The 17,426-nt window shown below is 63.8% G+C and carries 16 protein-coding genes and 1 pseudogene; 1 reads left to right on the top strand and 16 read right to left on the bottom strand.

Annotated features, from left to right (window positions below; genetic code table 11):
- Positions 1–59 precede the first annotated feature (59 nt).
- The 7 genes from CAF53_RS05100 to CAF53_RS05070 form a co-directional block, all read right to left on the bottom strand.
- Positions 60–1,409, bottom strand: coding sequence for a PQQ-like beta-propeller repeat protein (locus CAF53_RS05100; RefSeq protein ID WP_197707367.1), 1,350 nt, complete (start codon positions 1,407–1,409; stop codon positions 60–62).
- Between the two features lie 8 nt (positions 1,410–1,417).
- A complete protein-coding gene (locus CAF53_RS05095; protein ID WP_100237490.1) occupies positions 1,418–2,116 on the bottom strand; it encodes a tetratricopeptide repeat protein in 699 nt (232 codons plus the stop codon).
- Positions 2,117–2,190: 74 nt separating this feature from the next.
- Positions 2,191–3,063 carry a 3-methyl-2-oxobutanoate hydroxymethyltransferase gene (panB, locus tag CAF53_RS05090; RefSeq protein WP_046766133.1) on the bottom strand — a complete coding sequence of 291 codons (873 nt, stop codon included), beginning with the start codon at positions 3,061–3,063 and terminating at the stop codon, positions 2,191–2,193.
- 133 nt (positions 3,064–3,196) lie between these two features.
- A complete protein-coding gene (locus CAF53_RS05085) occupies positions 3,197–5,671 on the bottom strand; it encodes a TonB-dependent receptor (RefSeq protein ID WP_046766132.1) in 2,475 nt (824 codons plus the stop codon).
- A gap of 171 nt (positions 5,672–5,842) precedes the next feature.
- A complete protein-coding gene (locus tag CAF53_RS05080) occupies positions 5,843–6,034 on the bottom strand; it encodes a YezD family protein (RefSeq protein WP_046766131.1) in 192 nt (63 codons plus the stop codon).
- A 95-nt stretch (positions 6,035–6,129) separates the two neighbouring features.
- Entirely contained in the window at positions 6,130–6,798 is a 669-nt protein-coding gene (locus CAF53_RS05075) for an alpha/beta hydrolase (RefSeq protein ID WP_046766130.1), read from the bottom strand.
- 227 nt (positions 6,799–7,025) lie between these two features.
- Positions 7,026–7,391 carry a PRC-barrel domain-containing protein gene (locus CAF53_RS05070; RefSeq protein WP_046766129.1) on the bottom strand — a complete coding sequence of 122 codons (366 nt, stop codon included), beginning with the start codon at positions 7,389–7,391 and terminating at the stop codon, positions 7,026–7,028.
- A gap of 85 nt (positions 7,392–7,476) precedes the next feature.
- Between CAF53_RS05070 and CAF53_RS05065 the strand changes: the two genes are divergently transcribed.
- Complete coding sequence (locus CAF53_RS05065; RefSeq protein WP_100237489.1) at positions 7,477–7,908, top strand: OsmC family protein; 432 nt, start codon at positions 7,477–7,479, stop codon at positions 7,906–7,908.
- Here the strand turns inward: CAF53_RS05065 and CAF53_RS05060 are convergent.
- The 9 genes and pseudogenes from CAF53_RS05060 to CAF53_RS05020 all read right to left on the bottom strand — a co-directional run bounded on the left by CAF53_RS05060 (position 7,897) and on the right by CAF53_RS05020 (position 17,302).
- On the bottom strand, positions 7,897–8,805 hold the full coding sequence (locus tag CAF53_RS05060) for a DMT family transporter (protein WP_100237488.1): 909 nt from the start codon (positions 8,803–8,805) through the stop codon (positions 7,897–7,899). The two genes, CAF53_RS05065 and CAF53_RS05060, sit on opposite strands and share 12 nt — an antisense overlap.
- A 152-nt stretch (positions 8,806–8,957) precedes the next feature.
- On the bottom strand, positions 8,958–9,770 hold the full coding sequence (locus tag CAF53_RS05055) for a class I SAM-dependent methyltransferase (RefSeq protein WP_100237487.1): 813 nt from the start codon (positions 9,768–9,770) through the stop codon (positions 8,958–8,960).
- Between the two features lie 140 nt (positions 9,771–9,910).
- Positions 9,911–11,436: pseudogene (locus CAF53_RS05050) on the bottom strand (CpaF family protein).
- A 360-nt stretch (positions 11,437–11,796) separates the two neighbouring features.
- A complete protein-coding gene (locus CAF53_RS05045) occupies positions 11,797–12,051 on the bottom strand; it encodes an ATP synthase F1 subunit epsilon (protein ID WP_046764879.1) in 255 nt (84 codons plus the stop codon).
- Between the two features lie 51 nt (positions 12,052–12,102).
- Entirely contained in the window at positions 12,103–13,548 is a 1,446-nt protein-coding gene (gene atpD / locus CAF53_RS05040) for a F0F1 ATP synthase subunit beta (protein ID WP_046764878.1), read from the bottom strand.
- A 24-nt stretch (positions 13,549–13,572) separates the two neighbouring features.
- Entirely contained in the window at positions 13,573–14,457 is an 885-nt protein-coding gene (locus CAF53_RS05035) for a F0F1 ATP synthase subunit gamma (protein WP_046764877.1), read from the bottom strand.
- 3 nt (positions 14,458–14,460) lie between these two features.
- A complete protein-coding gene (locus CAF53_RS05030; RefSeq protein WP_100238696.1) occupies positions 14,461–15,087 on the bottom strand; it encodes a LysE family translocator in 627 nt (208 codons plus the stop codon).
- Positions 15,088–15,207: 120 nt separating this feature from the next.
- Positions 15,208–16,737 (bottom strand): F0F1 ATP synthase subunit alpha, encoded by a 1,530-nt coding sequence (gene atpA / locus CAF53_RS05025; protein ID WP_100237486.1) that lies wholly within the window; start codon positions 16,735–16,737, stop codon positions 15,208–15,210.
- A 10-nt stretch (positions 16,738–16,747) separates the two neighbouring features.
- Positions 16,748–17,302, bottom strand: a complete 555-nt coding sequence (locus tag CAF53_RS05020; RefSeq protein WP_046764874.1) for a F0F1 ATP synthase subunit delta — start codon at positions 17,300–17,302, stop codon at positions 16,748–16,750.
- Positions 17,303–17,426 lie beyond the last annotated feature (124 nt).

Raw genomic sequence — 17,426 nt, 5'->3', positions numbered from 1 at the left:
AAGGCGGAACTGGCCTCCCGCCTGCGCAGGAGCACGGTTACTTAGCATTATTGAAGGCGTCAGCGAAACGCCGTCAGCTTTCCGTCATCGGCGAGGATATACAGCGTGTTGTTCGCCACTACCGGCGAAAGCGACATGGACTTCTTCAGGTCGCGTTCCGCCTCGATCTTGCCGGTCGTCGGATCGACATAATTGAGGTCGCCATGGGTCGACACCAGGATCAGGCGCCCACCCGCCAGGAGCGGGCCGGTCCAGCGGATCGCCTTGTCCTTCTTCTTCACCTTTTCCCAGCGGCGAAGCTGGCTGATCCAGCGAATCTTGCCGGTGGCGCGGGCGACGCAGAGCAGTTTCGCGTCGCTGGTGACGGCGAACACCCATTCGCCCACGACCGAAGGGGTGGAAATGCCCGCAATGTTGATTTCCCACAGGCGCTGGCCGCTCACCAGTTCGTAACTGGCCATGCGGCCGCCCTGGCCAATGGCGAAGACCCGGCCGCGATCGATCACCGGATCGGCGTCGATGTCGGTGAGCGTGGCGACGGCGGTGGAAATGCTGGTGCGCGAGAGTGCGTCACCCCACAGCGTCCGGCCATTTTCATAGCGATAGGCGGTGAGTTCGCCCGAACTGTAGCCAGCGATCACTGTGCCCTGCGCCGCGGCCGGAGCCGCCACGCCGAAAATGCCCGTGACCTGCAACGTGCCGCTGTCGGTCCACTGCACTTCGCCATCGCTCTGATTGAGGGCGAAGATCTGATTGTCCTGGCCCATCACATAGACATGGCCGTTGGCCAGGGTCGGCGCGCCGCGCAGCGGGCCGCCGGGGCGCTTCTTCCACAGGACCGCGCCCGTATTGGCGTCTAGCGCGGCAACGTCGCCCACGCCGGTGCTGGCATAGAGCTTGCCGTCGATCACGCTGACGCCGCCGCCGAACAGGGCGCGGCCGCTGCCCTCGGCGGGCAGGGCGGTCTGCCACAGCTTCGCACCGCTATTGGCGTCGAACGCGATCACCCGCGCATCGGCGTCGATGACATAGAGCTTGCCGCCGACCACCACCGGGGCGGAGGCGAGGCGGGCCTGCGGCGTGCTGCCTGCGATGGAGGCGGTCCAGGCCTGCGAGGGTGACGCGCCCAGCGCCAGATTGCCCATCGTCTTGGCGGGGCTGCCGCCCGGCTGCGACCATTGGTCGTTGGCATAGGGTTCGGGCAGGGTCACGGGCACATCGGCCAGCGTCGGGTCGACCTCCACCCCCTGCTCATTGCTGAGGATCGAGGTGCGCTTGCCGACCACCGGGGTCTTGGGGCCACCCTTCTTGCCGCCGATCACGCCGCAGCCTGCAAGCAGGGCGATCATCATGGCAACAGTCACGGCGCGACCGGCGCCCGAAAATTTCGTCATGCTGTGCATCCCCATGCGCCCCATCATTCCTGTCCCGCCGCGTCCGGCGTCTCGACTGCATCCACACCCAATAAGCCCGCCATCTGTCGCGCGCGTGAACGGATCGACTGGGGCACGTTCTTGTCCTTTGCCATGGCGGCGAACAGCGGCCCGGCGAGGTCGGGCTTGCGCATCTTCATATAAGCGATGGCGACCAGTTCCCCGGCGCTGCCGAACCAGGGCGCACCCTCGACCGCCAGGGGTTTCAGCCGGTCGACGACCTGTTGCGGAGCGAGGCTTTCATATTCCAGCGTGGTCTGGCGGATCAGCGCCAGGTCGCGATAGGGCTGGTCGAGCGAACCGTCATCGGCCATCGCCTTATAGGCGGCGATCGCGGCCTTGCTGTCGCCCTTGCGCGCGGCAGTCCCGGCCTTCACCAGCAGGGCCGACGCGCGGAAACCGGGCTGGCTCGCCTGAGTGAGCGTGTCCAGTTCCTTCGCATCGGGCGTGCCGCCGCCGACCGCCGTGGCGATCACCTTGTCCATTTGCTCGGACACGGCCTGCGACTGCGTCTTGGTGTAATGCTGCCAATAAAGCCAGCCGGCGAAGACCGCGAGGCCGATGACGACCGCGGCAACGATCCAGCGGCCGAAGCGCTGCCAGAAGGTCAGCAACTGGTCCTGCCGGACGGCCTCGTCGACCTCGCGCATGAAGGCTTCGCTATTTTGCGGCGTCAGGGCCACTTGGGTCTCCAGAAATTCGTCAGAAAAGGCAGGCGGAAGGCGCGATCATTAGCGGCGCTCTTGGCTCACGCAAATCACTTTTTGGGCCGATAGACCTGATCTTCGGTCGGAAAGTTCCGGTTTCGGACATCCTCGGCATAGCGGGCGGCCGCTTGATCGATCGTTTCCGCGATATTTTCATAGCGCTTCACGAAACGGGGCACGCGTTCGAACATGCCCAGCATGTCCTCCGTCACCAGCACCTGGCCGTCGCAATGGGCCGATGCGCCGATGCCGATCACCGGCACGTCCACGCTGTCGGTGACGGTGACGGCGATGTCTTCCATCACCCCCTCCAGCACCATGGCGAAGGCGCCTGCCTGTGCGACGGCGCGGGCGTCGGAGATGATCTTGGCATGCTCCTCCTGACTCTTGCCGCGTGCGCCATAGCCGCCCAGCGCGTTCACCGCCTGTGGGGTGAGGCCGATATGCGCCATCACCGGAATGCCGCGCTGGCTGAGGAAGGATATGGTTTCGGCCATGGCGGCCCCGCCCTCCAGCTTGACGCCCGCGCAGCCGGTTTCGGCCATGATGCGGCTGGCGCTGGCAAAGGCCTGCTGGGGTGAGGCTTCATAGCTGCCGAAGGGCATGTCGACGAGGACGACGCTGTGGTAGCTGCCGCGCACCACGGCGGCGCCATGGGCGATCATCATGTCGAGCGTGACGGCAAGGGTGGAGGGAAGGCCGTAAATCACCTGTCCCAGCGAATCGCCCACCAGCAGCATGTCGCAATGCGGGTCGAGCAACTGCGCCTGCCGCGCCGTATAGGCGGTCAGCATCACCAGCGGTTGTTCCGTCTTCCCCTCGAACTTGCGGCGCTGGATGGCGGGCACGGTCAGGCGCTTCATCGGCGCGGGGGTCGGATTGGCGCGGCTGGTCGACGTGTCGAGCGTGAAGGTCGTGGACATGGCACGCGCTCTACCGCAGCGGCGCGCCGGGCGCAAATCGGGCAGGTATCCAGTCGGTTCAGGGCGGCATCGAAAAATGCGGGGAGCGACAGGGCTGTGTCGCTCCCCGCAGGGGGTGAACCTCGTTAAAGGGTCAGAAGGAGAATTTGATCGTTCCGCCCCAGGTCTGCGGGTCGCCGGGCTGGCCGGCGATCAGGCCGGTGTTGCCAGGCGCGACCTGTAGGTTTTCGATGTAGTTCACGTCGAAGGCGTTGCGGACCCAGCCGAAGATGTCGAACCCTTCGCCACGGAAACCAGCCCGGAAATTGGTCAGCGCATAGCCCTTCACCTCGGTGTAGATCGACGGCGAGGCGTTGGAGTTCCAGTGCGACCGGTAATTGCCGTCCACGCCCAGATAGAGCTGGCCGTCCTTGTCCAGCAGCGTGACCGGAATGTTATATTCCGCGCCGTAGGAGAAGGCCCATTTCGACACGCCGGGCAGGCCCTGGCCCGAGATGTCGCAGGCCCGCGGGCTGAGCGACGCGGTGGGATGGCTGGGCGTGTTGCCGGCCTGGCCGGGTGCATCGGGCGTCTGGTTGCCGGTCACGAAGGTGCCGCCGGACAGTTCGGGCGGGCAGGGGGCATTGGTGAACTTCTTGTACTTGGCGTCGGTGTAGGCGCCGTTCGCATAGGCCGTGAAGCGGTCGCTGGCGACGATCTTGAAGTCGGCCTCTATGCCCTGCGACCGGACCTTGTCCGCATTGGCAAGGTAGCCGCGCACCGTGCCGAACTGGCCGCCGTTCACCGTCGCCTGGAAATTCTTGATGTCCGTGCGGAAAGCGGTGAGGTTGAAGGTAGCGCGGCGGTCCCAGAACTGGGTCTTGAGGCCCACTTCGAAATGGTTGACCGATTCCGGCTTCACCGTGCCGGCGGCGTAATTCACCGTATTGTCCGAATTGAGCGGCAGGCCGTTCTGGTTGATGCCCAGCGTCTTGAAGCTCTTGGCATAGGTCGCATAGGCAAGGATGTCCTGAGCGATCTTGTAATTGACGTTGAAGTCGTAGGTGAAGTTCCAGGCGCTGTCCGACGGCGCACTGACCTGCGGCTGGTAGACGCCGCATTGTGCCGCCAGCACCGAGCCGGCGGTTGGCGTGGGCGTGCAGGAAATGACCTGGCCCGCACCATTGGTCACGATACGCTGGTAGAAGCCCGACTTCTTGTCATAGTTGAGGCGAGCGCCCGGCTGGATGGTCAGCGCGTCGGTAACCTTCCAGCTCAACTGGCCAAACAGCGCCGCGCTCGTGCTTTTGAGCCATTGCGTGTTGCTGGCCGTCAGACCCTGAAGGATGCTGGGCGTGGTGGCCTGCGTGCCGGTCAGGCTCCAGCGGCTGGCGTCGGCGCCCTGTTGCTCTGTGCCCTGGGTGTCGATCCGCTGCTTGAAGCCGAACAGGCCGACCACGAAGTCGATCTTCTGGCTTTCATAATTATAGCGGAATTCCTGGCTATACTGGTCCTGCTGCGAGGGGTTCTGCGATTTCGACACGACCGAGAGGCCGGTGAAATCGCGGTCATTCTCCGGCTTCCAGTCCCAGAAGCGCCAGGCGGTGACGGAGGTCAGCGTGCCGGGGCCGACATCCCATTTGATCTTGGCCGAGACGCCGCCGATCTTGTTGCCTGCGTTCAGGTTGCTGTCGAGATCGGTCAGACGATCATAGGGATTGCGGCTGGGCACTGCGTAATTGCGGCCGGGATTGGCGGCGTTGATCGCGGCGACCAGCGCATCATATTGACGCGTGATCGGGCGCTGCGTCGTGCCCACCCGCACGAACACCGTGCCGCAGCATTCCGGGTCCTGCTTGCTGTAGTCGCCCGACAAGGTGAGGCTGAAATTGTCGGAGGGCTTGAACAGCAACTGGCCGCGGAGACCCAGATTGTCCTGTTCGTTGATCCAGCGGTTGGTGACCGTGTTGTACAGCGTGCCCCGGCGGCTGGTCGCGGCGACGGCGATGCGGGCGGCGATCGTATCCGACAGCGGACCGGAGACGGCGGCCTTTGCCTGCCTGTAATTGAGGTTGCCGACGGTCAGTTCGGCGCGGCCCTCGAAATCGAAGGTCGGCTGGTTGGTCGTGATGTTGATCGCGCCGGCCGTGGTGTTCTTGCCGTAAAGCGTGCCCTGCGGGCCGCGCAGCACCTCGACCTGGGCGACGTCCAGGAAGTCGAAGGTCGCGGCGGCGACGCGGCTGTTGTAAACGTCATCGACATAGATGCCGACGCCCTGCTCGAAGCCGTCGCTGGTCAGGCCGAACGGCACGCCAAGGCCGCGGATGTTGACCGAGGTGTTGCGCGGATTGGTGGTGTAGACCTGCAACGTCGGCGCGAGCTGCTGGAGCTTCACGACGTTGAAGTTGCCTGTGGCCTCTATGCTGTCGCCGCGGATGACGGAGATCGCCAGCGGCACTTCCTGCGCGGTTTCCGCGCGGCGTCGGGCGGTGACGATGATCACTTCCCCGCGGGCAGTGGCCTGTTCGGCGCTGTCCGCAACGGGTTGAGCCGTGTCCTGCGCATGGGCGTTGGACGCAATGATGGATGCGCTCGCCACCCCGGCGAGCCACAGAAAACGCGCAATCATGATAATTCCCCTTCCGGATGTCCGGTGAATGTTGATCGCGGCCTCTGCGGTGATCCGCTCAAAGCCGTTGGTCGTGGGAATGGTAAAGTGCGGCCCACCCCTTGCCGCCTGTTATCCGGCCAGCCCTGAGGCGGCCTTTATTCAGCAACCCTGTTTGCCCCCGCGCTTCCTTCAGGCGGTCAGGCGTGTTTTTTCCGTCACGTCGATCTGCACGACGCGCGCGTCGTGCACGGTCAGTGTGACAGATCCGAAACGAAGCGCTTCCAATACGTTGCGCACCTTGTCGATCGTAACGGCGATATCATGGCGCTGCCCATCGCTGCGACCGTTCCGGGCAAATTCAATCGATCGGTTTTCACTCATAAACACCTCTTCGCCGCTTTTATCTCAACTATTATGATAGACAAAAAAGCAAATATAAGGGGCGCTCAAGTTTCTCTTGTCGCGCCCCGAAAAACTCAGCCGTTGACCCTCAGCGCCGCCAGTCGCCGCTCCTGATGGGCCAGAGGTATGGCGGGCCGTAATTGCCGCATGGCAGAGGCCTGCTCATGCGCGTTGTCGATCAGCTTTTCGAGCAGCGCCTGGCCGAAACGCCATTCGCCCAGGCCCGATTCCGCGTTGATATGGCCGCAAAAGCCGGCGTCGACGAAGCTGCTGCCCCAATTCTTGCCGATGCTGTGGGCGCGCTCGAAGAAGATATAGGGATCGTTGCGACTCGCCACCACGATCGAGGGGAAGGGCAGTTGCGCGCGCGGCGTCGGGCCGAATCCGCCGATCGTCTCGGGCGTTTCCATCCGGTCGCAATCGGGCGGCGCCACCAGCAGCGCGCCGGTCACCGGCCAGCCATAGGCCTGGCTCTGCAAGGCGCCCCACCAGGCGACCGCCAGGCAGCCCAGGCTGTGCGCGGCCAATATGATCGGTCCATCCGCCGCCCGGATCGCCGCATCCAGCCGCGTGACCCAGCTGTTGCGGTTGGGGCTGGCCCAGCTTCCCAGATCGACGCGTTCGCAATCGCCGCGCGTCTCTTCCCAAAGGGTTTGCCAATGGCCGGGGCCACTGTTGTTGAGGCCCGGAATGGTCAGCACGACCGGCTGGCGCGCGTCACCTGAATGTCCGAATCGCTCCATGGACTCATCCTCATCCTGTTTGAGGCACAGAGATAATTCTATTTATTAAGTAGACAATGGGCAAGCGACAAAATGTGTCTGAATTTAGGCAGCCCGATTCATCTGGCGTTCATGTTAAAAACATCGTCTGCCAAACGCAAAGGATGTCGTTCGGCAACAGCATGCAGGCAGGCCGCAAGGGCGCACGGGCCCTGTCCGGCGGCCAGAAACCAAGTCCTTGAAAATCCTTACCAGGGATAGACCAGCCCATAATATTGGAAGACGCTGCGGCCGTAGGTTTCGTCATAATCGGGGCGCTCGTCCGGCTCGTGCCGGGGGGCGTCGTCCAGGACTTCCTTGGCCAGATCGACCACATAGCCGCCCTGGTCGATGTCATAGCTCAGCATCGACCAGGGCAGGGGATAATGGTCATGTCCCATCCCCAGGAAACCGCCGAACGACAGCACGGCATAACGGACCTGCCCGCTGCGCTTGTCGACCATGAAATTGGAAATATGGCCCAGCCGTTCGCCCGCGCGATTATAGACCGCCGTGCCTTCGACCCGGTCGGATGCGATCAGGTCGCCATGATTTTCCATCGCCATACCCGTCATTGTCACTCTCCTGCGCAATTTCGCCTTATGCTGGTGAAACCAAGGGGGACCGGCGGGGTTCCTCCGGGAACATAGGAGGACGGATATGAAGATCAATCGCAGCGGGTCGGCCGTTTGGAGCGGGGGCCTGAAGGACGGCAAGGGCGCGATCTCGACTCAGAGCGGCGCGCTCGACGCCCATCCCTATGGCTTTGCGATGCGATTCGAAGGGGTGCCCGGCAGCAATCCCGAAGAACTGATCGCGGCCGCCCATGCCTCCTGCTTCACCATGGCGCTGTCGCTGATTTTGGGCGAGGCGGGGCTGACGGCGGAAAAGATGGAGACCAATGCCGTCGTGACGCTGGAGCAGCAGGATGGCGGCTTTGCCATCACGGCGAGCAGGCTGAACCTCAAGGCGACGATTCCCGGCGCGGAAGAGGCGCAGTTTCAGGAGTTGGCGGCCAAGGCGAAGGCCAATTGCCCGGTATCCAAGCTGTTGAATGCCGAAATCAGCCTGGATGCCGAATTATTGAGTTGAAGTCAGGCGCCTGGCGCGGATCTGTTCGCGCCAGGTGATATAAAGACCGCTGGCCACGATCAGCGCGGCACCGATCCAGGTCGTCACCATCGGCCAATTGCCCCAGATCGCCCAACCGAGCAGCGTCGTCCAGATGATGGAACTATAATCCATCATCAGCACCACCGACACGGGTGCCCAGCGCAGGGCGGCGGTCATGCATATCTGCGCAATGCCACCGGCGACTCCGATGAGTATCAGCAGTCCCCAGGTCGCGGCATCATGGGCCTGCCCATAGAATAGCATGGCGACGCCCAACGGCGGCAAGGACAACAGCGTGAACCAGAAGACGATCGTCCCGGAATTTTCCGTCCGGGACAGTTGGCGCAGGATCAGGCTGACGCTGGCGGTGAAGAGCGCGCCGGCAAGAGCCACGGCAACGCCGGTGGCGGGGAAATGTCCCGCATCCGGCCGGACCATGATGATCACGCCGACAAAGCCGAGCAGAACGGCGCTCCAGCGGTGGATGCCCGTCGCTTCGTGCAGGATCAGGGCGGACAATATGGTGGCGAAGATCGGCATGGTGAAGCCGATGGTCACGGCTTCCGCCGGCAGCAGCAGGATATAGGAGAGAAAGTTGAGGATCATGCCGGTCAGGCCGACGATCATGCGTGTGGCATGGGCGCCGACGCGGCTGGTGCGGAACGATCCGACGCCTGTGGTCATGGCGATCCAGAGGGCGGCCACGGGCAGCGCCAGCGCCTGGCGATAGAAGAGCGATTCGACGATATGCACGCCGCGCGCATCGGCCAGCCTGACCGCGATGAACATGACCGACAGGCAGATCACAGCGATCAGCCGCAGGCCGATGGCCGCGAGCGGGCGATGCGGGCGTGCGGAAGGCGAAGCGGGTGACACCGCATCGCCTTAGCCCGGCGGAAGCATGATGCAACCGCTTAGAGCGGTTTTCGATCTGATGGCATCAGATCGCCGCTCCAAGCCTTTTGTTTGCCGCGATTTCTTGACTGGCGATCGGTTCCGATCGCTTCGAAACCGCCATTCGCGCCGCCTTACTTCACTGGCTTGCGAAAGCGCAGCGTCATCCGGTCGCTCTCGCCGATGGCGAGATATTTCGCCTTGTCGACTTCGCCATTGCGCAGGGTCGGGGGCAACGTCCACACGCCCTTTTCCCAGTCGGCCGTATCCTTCGGGTTGGCGTTGACCTCCGATGATCCGACATATTCGAACCCGGCGGCCTCCGCGATGCGGCGGACCGTCGACACTTTGAGATAGCCGCTGCTCTTCTCCAGCGCCGTGTCGCGCCCCTCGGGCAGGCGGTGATCGACGATGCCCAGCGTCCCGCCGGGCTTCAACAGGTCGTAAAAGACCTTGAAGGTGGCCGTTTCCGTGCCGCCCATCACCATATTGTGGATATTGCGGAAGGTCAGCAGCGTGTCGACGCTGCCCGCCGGGATCAGGCCGGTCTGGTCGGGGAAGGGGACCAGCGTGACCTTGCCGTAGACCTCCGGCTTGGCGGCGAGAAAAGCCTTGTAGCTATCCAGGGAACGTCCGGTCGGCTGGAGCGCGTAGAAGCTGCCTTTGTCATGCAGCAGCGGGGCGAGGATTTCCGTGTACCAGCCGCCGCTCGGCGAATATTCCACCACCGTCTGGTCCGGCCTGACGCCGAAGAAGGCGAGGGTTTCGGCGGGGTGGCGATAGCGGTCGCGCGCCAGATTGGCCGGGGTGCGGCTGGTGGCCGCGACGGCCGCCGCGATGGGATCGGCCGTCCGATGCGCGCCATGCCCCGCATGTTGCGCGACGAGCGGTGCAAGGGGCAGGGTAAGGCCGGTCAGCAGGGCGGCGGCATGGACGACACGGTTCATCGGGAATCCTCTCCTGATCGTGAGGTTTCCCGATGTGCCGTTCGCGTATCCGCGATGCAAGCCGCACGGCGGTGAAATTCGCCGCCGGAAACAGATTGTTACGGTCGGGCTGTCATGGCCCGGCCGTTATAGCCCGGTTATTACAGGCAGGCTTCCAGGAAGGGCTGATCGAAGCCGAACTGCCGCGCCTTGTCCAGCGTGTAGGGGCGCAGGCCCATCGAGCGATATTCGCCGATGATCTTCCCGCTGTCGTCCTCGTCATGATATTCGAACTTGAACAGTTCCTGGGTGACGATGACGTCGCCTTCCATGCCGATCACCTCGGTCACGTTGGTGACTCTGCGAGAGCCGTCGCGCAGGCGCTTCACCTGCACGATCAGGTCGACCGAATCGGCGATCTGCTTGGAAATCGCTTCCTTCGGGATCTTGATGTCGCCCATCAGGATCATGTTCTCCATACGGCCCAGGCATTCGCGCGGGCTGTTGGAGTGGAGCGTGCACATGGAACCGTCATGGCCCGTATTCATCGCGGCGAGCAGGTCGAAACACTCCGCGCCGCGGATTTCGCCCAGGATGATGCGGTCGGGACGCATGCGCAGGGCGTTCTTGACGAGATCGCCGATGGTGATCGCGCCCTGACCCTCCAGGTTCGGCGGGCGGGTTTCGAGCGGCAGCCAGTGCGGCTGTTGCAGGCGCAGTTCGGCCGCGTCCTCGATCGTCAGCACGCGCTCGCCCGGATCGATCATCTTCGACAGGGCATTGAGCATGGTGGTCTTGCCCGAACCCGTACCGCCCGAAATCACGATGTTCATCCGGCAGGCGCCCGCGATCTTGAGTGCGGTGCACATTTTCTGGCTCATCGCGCCCCATTGGGCGAGATTGTCCAGCGTGATCGGCTTCGCGGAAAATTTACGGATGGAGATGGCGGTGCCGCGCAGCGACAGCGGCGGCACGATCACGTTCACACGAGAGCCGTCGGGCAGGCGGGCGTCGGCCAGCGGCGTGGTCTGGTCGACGCGGCGGCCGACCTTGTTCACGATGCGCTGGGCGATCTGGAACAGATGCTCCTCGTCGCGGAACTTGATCGGCGCGATCTGGAGCTTGCCCTTCTTTTCGATATAGGTCTGCTCCGGACCGTTGACCATGATGTCGGTGACGTCCGGGTCGGACAGCAATTCCTCCAGTGGGCCAAGGCCGAGCAGTTCATCGACCAGTACCTTTTCCAGCGCGAACTGCTCGCGCCGGTTGAGGGTCAGCTTCAGTTCCGCCAGCACTTCCATGATGATCGGGCGGAATTCCTCGGCCAGTTCATCCTTGGTCAGCGTCGCTGCGGCTTCGGGATCGACGCGCTCCAGCAGGCGGGGGAGGACCTGCTCCTTGATCGTGTGGACCGATGCTTCAAAACCCTGCGGGCCGGTGTCGGTCGCATGTTCGGCATTGGCGCGCTCCGACAGGCGCTGCATGGCATCGGCGTTGCGCTGCATCTGGCCGGTTGGAGCGGAAAGCGGATCGACGGGAGCCTCGCTGGGCAGGGCCGTCATGTCCAGGGGGGGAATTGTTCGCCTCCCTTGACCTCTTCCCGGGGCGCGCCGCCCTGCATGGGGCGGGCAATGCCGAAGCCCGGCTTGATGCCCGCGGGTCCATTTTTTCGTCCAAACGCGCTCATAATTCTCCGCCGAAATGATCTGGATCAGCTCTGATGGTTAAAGGTGAATAGGGTGGAAACTTTGATAAATGGCTAATGCGGAGGGGATGGTGGGGTGACGAAGCGCGGGGCGGCGCGCGCTCAGCCGGATGCGTTGCCGGCCGACGCGCATACTGCCGGATAGTGGCCGCTATACAGAGCAGCTTAACCAAAAAGGCCGCGCTCCTTGGTGGAGCGCGGCCTTTTTGGTTCGGTTTGCGGTCAGGCCGTGCGTTGCGCTAGAGCATCGTGCGCAAAAGTGGGAACCGGTTTTGCGCTTAAAGCGATGCGACAACAAAAGCTGAGAGCGCGCGACTTGCGTACGATTTAACGCAGCGCGCTCTAGCCGGCATGCTCCGCAAGGACGGTCAGGCCCTTTTCATTGACTTCGGCAAAGCCGCCGCGGACCGGAATGACTTCCGGTGCTGCGCCCGCGCTGGCGAAGATCTGGATCGATCCGTCGCGGACGGTCGACATGAAGGGCGCGTGGCCTTCCAGCACGCCGAAGTCGCCATCGGTGCCGGGGACGACGACCTGATAGACCTCTTCCGAGCGGACGAGCTTTTCGGGGGTCACGAGTTCGAAATGCAGTGCCATTCTGTATGTCCTATGCCCCCTCCCGCGTGGGGAGGGGTGTCATGAGTTCGCTTACGCCGCTTCGGCAGCCAGCTTCTTCGCCTTTTCGATGGCTTCGTCGATGCCGCCGACCATGTAGAAGGCGTTTTCGGGCAGATGGTCATATTCGCCTTCGACCACGGCCTTGAACGATTTCACCGTGTCTTCGATCTGGACGAACTTGCCCGAGATGCCGGTGAAGACCTCGGCGACGTGGAACGGCTGCGACAGGAACTTCTGGATCTTGCGGGCGCGGGCGACGGTCAGCTTGTCCTCTTCGGACAGCTCGTCCATGCCCAGGATCGCGATGATGTCCTGAAGCGACTTGTACTTCTGGAGGATCGCCTGAACCGCGCGGGCGGTCTCGTAGTGCTCTTGCCCCACGACGCGGGGTTCCAGAACGCGGCTGGTCGAGTCCAGCGGGTCGACCGCCGGATAGATGCCCAGTTCCGAAATGGCGCGGTTGAGAACGGTGGTGGCGTCCAAGTGCGCGAAGCTGGTGGCCGGCGCCGGGTCGGTCAAGTCGTCCGCGGGGACGTACACGGCCTGCACCGAGGTGATCGAACCCTTGTTGGTCGAGGTGATGCGCTCCTGAAGGGCGCCCATGTCGGTGGCGAGGGTCGGCTGATAGCCCACGGCCGAAGGAATACGGCCGAGCAGAGCCGACACTTCCGCGCCCGCCTGGGTGAAGCGGAAGATGTTGTCGACGAAGAACAGCACGTCCTGGCCTTCCTGGTCGCGGAAATATTCCGCGATGGTCAGGCCCGACAGGGCGACGCGCGCGCGGGCGCCCGGCGGCTCGTTCATCTGGCCGTAAACGAGGGCCACCTTGGAGCCTTCGCTGATCGCGTTGCCGTCGGCGTCCTTGGCAATAACGCCGGCGTCGAGGAACTCGTGATAGAGGTCGTTGCCCTCGCGGGTACGCTCACCCACGCCCGCGAACACGGAGGTGCCGCCATGGCCCTTTGCGATGTTGTTGATCAGCTCCTGAATGAGCACGGTCTTGCCGACGCCCGCGCCGCCGAACAGGCCGATCTTGCCGCCCTTGGCGTAGGGGGCGAGAAGGTCGATGACCTTGATGCCGGTGACGAGGATGCTGGCGTCGGTCGACTGGTCGACAAACTCAGGCGCCTTGGCGTGGATCGGGGCGGAGAGGGTGGTGCCGACCGGGCCGCGCTCGTCGATCGGCTCACCGACGACGTTCAGGATGCGGCCGAGCGTGGCCGGGCCGACGGGAACGCTGATCTGCGCGCCGGTGTCGGTGACTTCCTGACCGCGGGTCAGGCCGTCGGTCGAGTCCATCGCGATCGTGCGAACGGTGTTCTCACCCAGATGCTGGGCGACTTCCAGCACCAGGCGCTGGCCGTTGTTGCTGGTTTCCAGCGCCGAGAGGATCGAGGGGAGAGCATCGGGGAAGGTCACGTCGACGACAGCGCCGATGACCTGCGAGATGCGGCCTACATTGTTGGTGGTTGCCATGACTGCTTCCTTGCGTGCGTGATCTTAAAGGGCTTCGGCGCCCGAGATGATTTCGACCAGTTCGGTGGTGATCGCTGCCTGACGGCTGCGGTTATACTGGATGGTCAGCTTGTTGATGAGGTCGCCTGCGTTGCGGGTCGCATTGTCCATGGCGGTCATCGAGGCGCCCTGTTCGGACGCGTTGTTTTCCAGCAGCGCCTTGAAGATCTGCACCGTGACGTTGCGCGGCAGCAGGTCGTCGAGGATCGCTTCCTCGCTCGGCTCATATTCCACCGTCGCGCCGATGGCGTCGCGGTCGGCGTCGGCCGGGATCTTGACCGGGATGATCTGCTGTTCGGTCGGGATCTGGGCAAGGGCCGACTTGAAGCGCGAGAAGAACAGGTGCGCCACGTCGAACTTGCCGTTCAGATACATGTCGGTCAGTTCGTGGGCGATCTGCTCGGCTTGTGCATAACCCGGTTCCTTGGCGCCGGTCGTGTCGAACTGGGCGACGATCATGCCGGGGAAGGTGCGGTTGATGACCGGGCGGCCCTTGCGGCCGATCAGGTAGAAGCGGACGGTCTTGCCCTGTTTGATGAGTTCGTCCGCCTTGGCGCGGGCGGCTTTGACGATGTTGGCGTTGAACGCGCCTGCAAGGCCACGGTCGGAGTTGGCGACGACCAGCAGATGCACTTCATCCTTGCCGGTGCCCGCCAGCAGCGGGGAGGCGCCTTCGCCCGAACCGCCCGCGATCTTCGAGGCGAGGCTGGCGACGACCGCTTCCAGGCGGCTCGAATAGGGGCGGGCAGCTTCGGCAGCAGCCTGCGCCTTGCGCAGCTTGGCCGCGGCCACCATCTGCTTGGCCTTGGTGATCTTCTGGGTCGACTTCACCGACCCGATGCGCAGCTTCAGTTCCTTGAGGCTAGCCATAGTTCAAATATTCCGAGCAAGGGCCAGACGGCCCGCGAGACCAAAGAAACCGACGCCCATGGCGCCTTCGAACCAGCGCATCGCGCTGCTCTGCCCGACCTTGCGCCCCGCCTTGGTGGCAAGCACGGCGAGGAGGGCGCACCAGACGAAACCCAGCGCATAGACGATCGCGATCAGCAGCATGCCCTGAAACGGCGCGTCCGGGCCGGTGCCGACGAACTGCGGCAGCGCGGCGAGGAAGAAGATCGCGACCTTCGGATTCAGCACGGTGCTGATGAACCCTTGGGTGAAGGGCGATCCGCCGATCCGCAGTTTGGGCGCTTCCGAAGCGGGTGAGGGCTTCACAGCGCCACGCAGCATCGAAAGGCCGAGCCAGGCGAGGTAGATCGCGCCCGCGATCTTCACCGCCATGAACAGCCCGGGCACGGCGTTCAGCACGCTCAGGAAGCCGAAGCCGCACAGCGCCATGTAGAACAGCCCGCCGAGCTGGATGCCGCCGATCGCCGCCATCCCCGCCTTCAACCCACGGCGCGCCGCGTGACCGGCCACCAACATGGTGTCCGGTCCCGGCAGCAGCACCAGACCGATCGACATCACGGTCCAGGCGAGGAGGGATTGGGCGGTCAGCATTATCGCAGCTTCGTTCTTCCTTTTTTCCGTCATGCCAGCGAAAGCTGGCATCTCGTGCCTCTAGGGTCGCCCTATCCGGCCTGAGATCCCAGCTTCCGCTGGGATGACGGGGTTGGTGCGTTACGCGAAGGTCTTGCCGAACGAGTCCAGCGCGGCCTTCAGCTTCGCCTTGGGCTCATCGCCCAGATCCTTGCTGTCGCGGATCACGGCGAGGACATCGGCATGGTCGTGACGCAGATAGGCGAGCATCAGCTCTTCATAACGCGTCACGTCCTTGACCGGGATCGAGTCGAGATAGCCGTTGGTGCCGGCGAAGATCGACGCGGTCTGCTCTTCGAAGGGCAGCGGCGAGAACTGGGCTTGCTTCAGCAGCTCGGTCAGGCGCGCGCCACGGTTCAGCAGCTTCTGGGTCGAAGCGTCGAGGTCCGAACCGAACTGGGCGAAGGCCGCCATTTCGCGATACTGGGCCAGCTCCAGCTTGATCGAGCCGGAAACCTTCTTCATCGCCTTGGTCTGCGCGGCCGAGCCGACGCGCGACACCGACAGGCCGACGTTGATGGCCGGACGGATGCCCTGATAGAAGAGGTTGGTTTCCAGGAAGATCTGGCCGTCGGTGATCGAGATCACGTTGGTCGGGATGTAGGCCGACACGTCGCCCGCCTGCGTCTCGATGATCGGCAGCGCGGTCAGCGAGCCATTGCCGTTGGCGTCGTTCATCTTGGCTGCACGCTCCAGCAGGCGGCTGTGCAGGTAGAAGACGTCGCCCGGATAGGCTTCGCGGCCCGGGGGACGGCGCAGCAGCAGCGACATCTGGCGATAGGCGACGGCCTGCTTGGAAAGATCGTCATAGACGATCACGGCATGCATGCCGTTGTCGCGGAAGAATTCGCCCATGGTGACGCCGGTATAGGGCGCCAGATACTGGAGCGGGGCGGGTTCCGAAGCGGTCGCGGCGACGACGATCGAATATTCCATCGCGCCATTTTCTTCGAGCTGCTTGACGATCTGCGCGACGGTCGAACGCTTCTGACCGACGGCGACGTAGATGCAGTAGAGCTTCTTCGATTCGTCGTCGCCCGCGTTGATGCCCTTCTGGTTGATGAAGGTGTCGATCGCGACGGCGGTCTTGCCGGTCTGGCGGTCGCCGATGATCAGCTCGCGCTGGCCACGGCCGACGGGGACGAGGGCGTCGATCGCCTTGAGGCCGGTCTGCACGGGTTCATGCACCGACTTGCGGGGGATGATGCCCGGCGCCTTCACTTCGACGCGCTTGCGCTCGGTATACTGGATCGGGCCCTTGCCGTCGATCGGGTTGCCCAGGCCGTCGACCACGCGGCCGAGCAGGCCCTTGCCGACCGGAACGTCCACGATCGTGCCGGTGCGCTTGACGGTGTCGCCTTCCTTGATTTCGGCGTCCGAGCCGAAGATCACGACGCCGACATTGTCGGCTTCGAGGTTCAGCGCCATGCCCTGCACGCCATTGGCGAACTCGACCATTTCGCCCGCCTGGACGTTGTCGAGGCCATGGACGCGGGCGATGCCGTCACCCACGGTCAGCACGGAACCGACTTCGCTCACCTGCGCTTCGGTGCCGAAATTGGCGATCTGGTCCTTGATGACCTTCGAAATTTCTGCGGCGTTGATATCCATGTTCAGCCTTTCAGCCTTTCATCGCGTGGGCGAGCGTGTTCAAACGGGTGCGGATGGAGGAATCGATCATCTGGCTGCCGATCTTGACGACCAGCCCGCCCAGGATCGCGGGATCGACCTTGGCATCGACCGCGACTTCGCGGCCGACGCGGGCCTTCAGGCTCTTTTGCAGAGCGGTGATCTGGGTGCCGCTGAGCGGATGCGCGCTCGTGACTTCGGCGCGGGCCTCGCCCTTGTGATTCGACAGCAGCGTCTCATAGGCGCGGATGACCGCCGGCAGCTGCGAGAGGCGGCGGTTCTGAGCCAGCACGCCGAGGAAATTCGTCGTCAGCGCGTCGATCCCCATGGAGGATGCGACGGCGGCGATCGTCTTGCCCTGTGCGTCGCGGCTGAGCACCGGGCTGTTGATCAGCCCCTTGAAATCAGCCGATTCGGCCAATGCCGCCTTGAGCGCCGCAAGACTCGCCGCGACGGTGTCGAGCGTCTTGCCGTCGCGGGCCAGATCGAACAGCGCCACCGCATAGCGGCCGCTGAGGCTGGCCTGAATACCGCCGGTCGTCTCCACGCGCTTACCGTCCTCCACTTGATTCCTGGCAATTGATGTGCCGGTCATGCAAAAAGGGGGCGCGGTTCTGATCCGTCCCGGTCCCCTGTTGGGGGGCCGGTTAGCAGTGGGATTGTGACTATGC

Origin of the sequence: Sphingobium sp. LB126, assembly GCF_002795205.1 — a bacterium.
Classification (GTDB): domain Bacteria; phylum Pseudomonadota; class Alphaproteobacteria; order Sphingomonadales; family Sphingomonadaceae; genus Sphingobium; species Sphingobium chungbukense.
The sequence above is the reverse complement of the archived record's forward strand: the minus strand, read 5'-3'. Positions and strand labels throughout refer to the sequence as shown.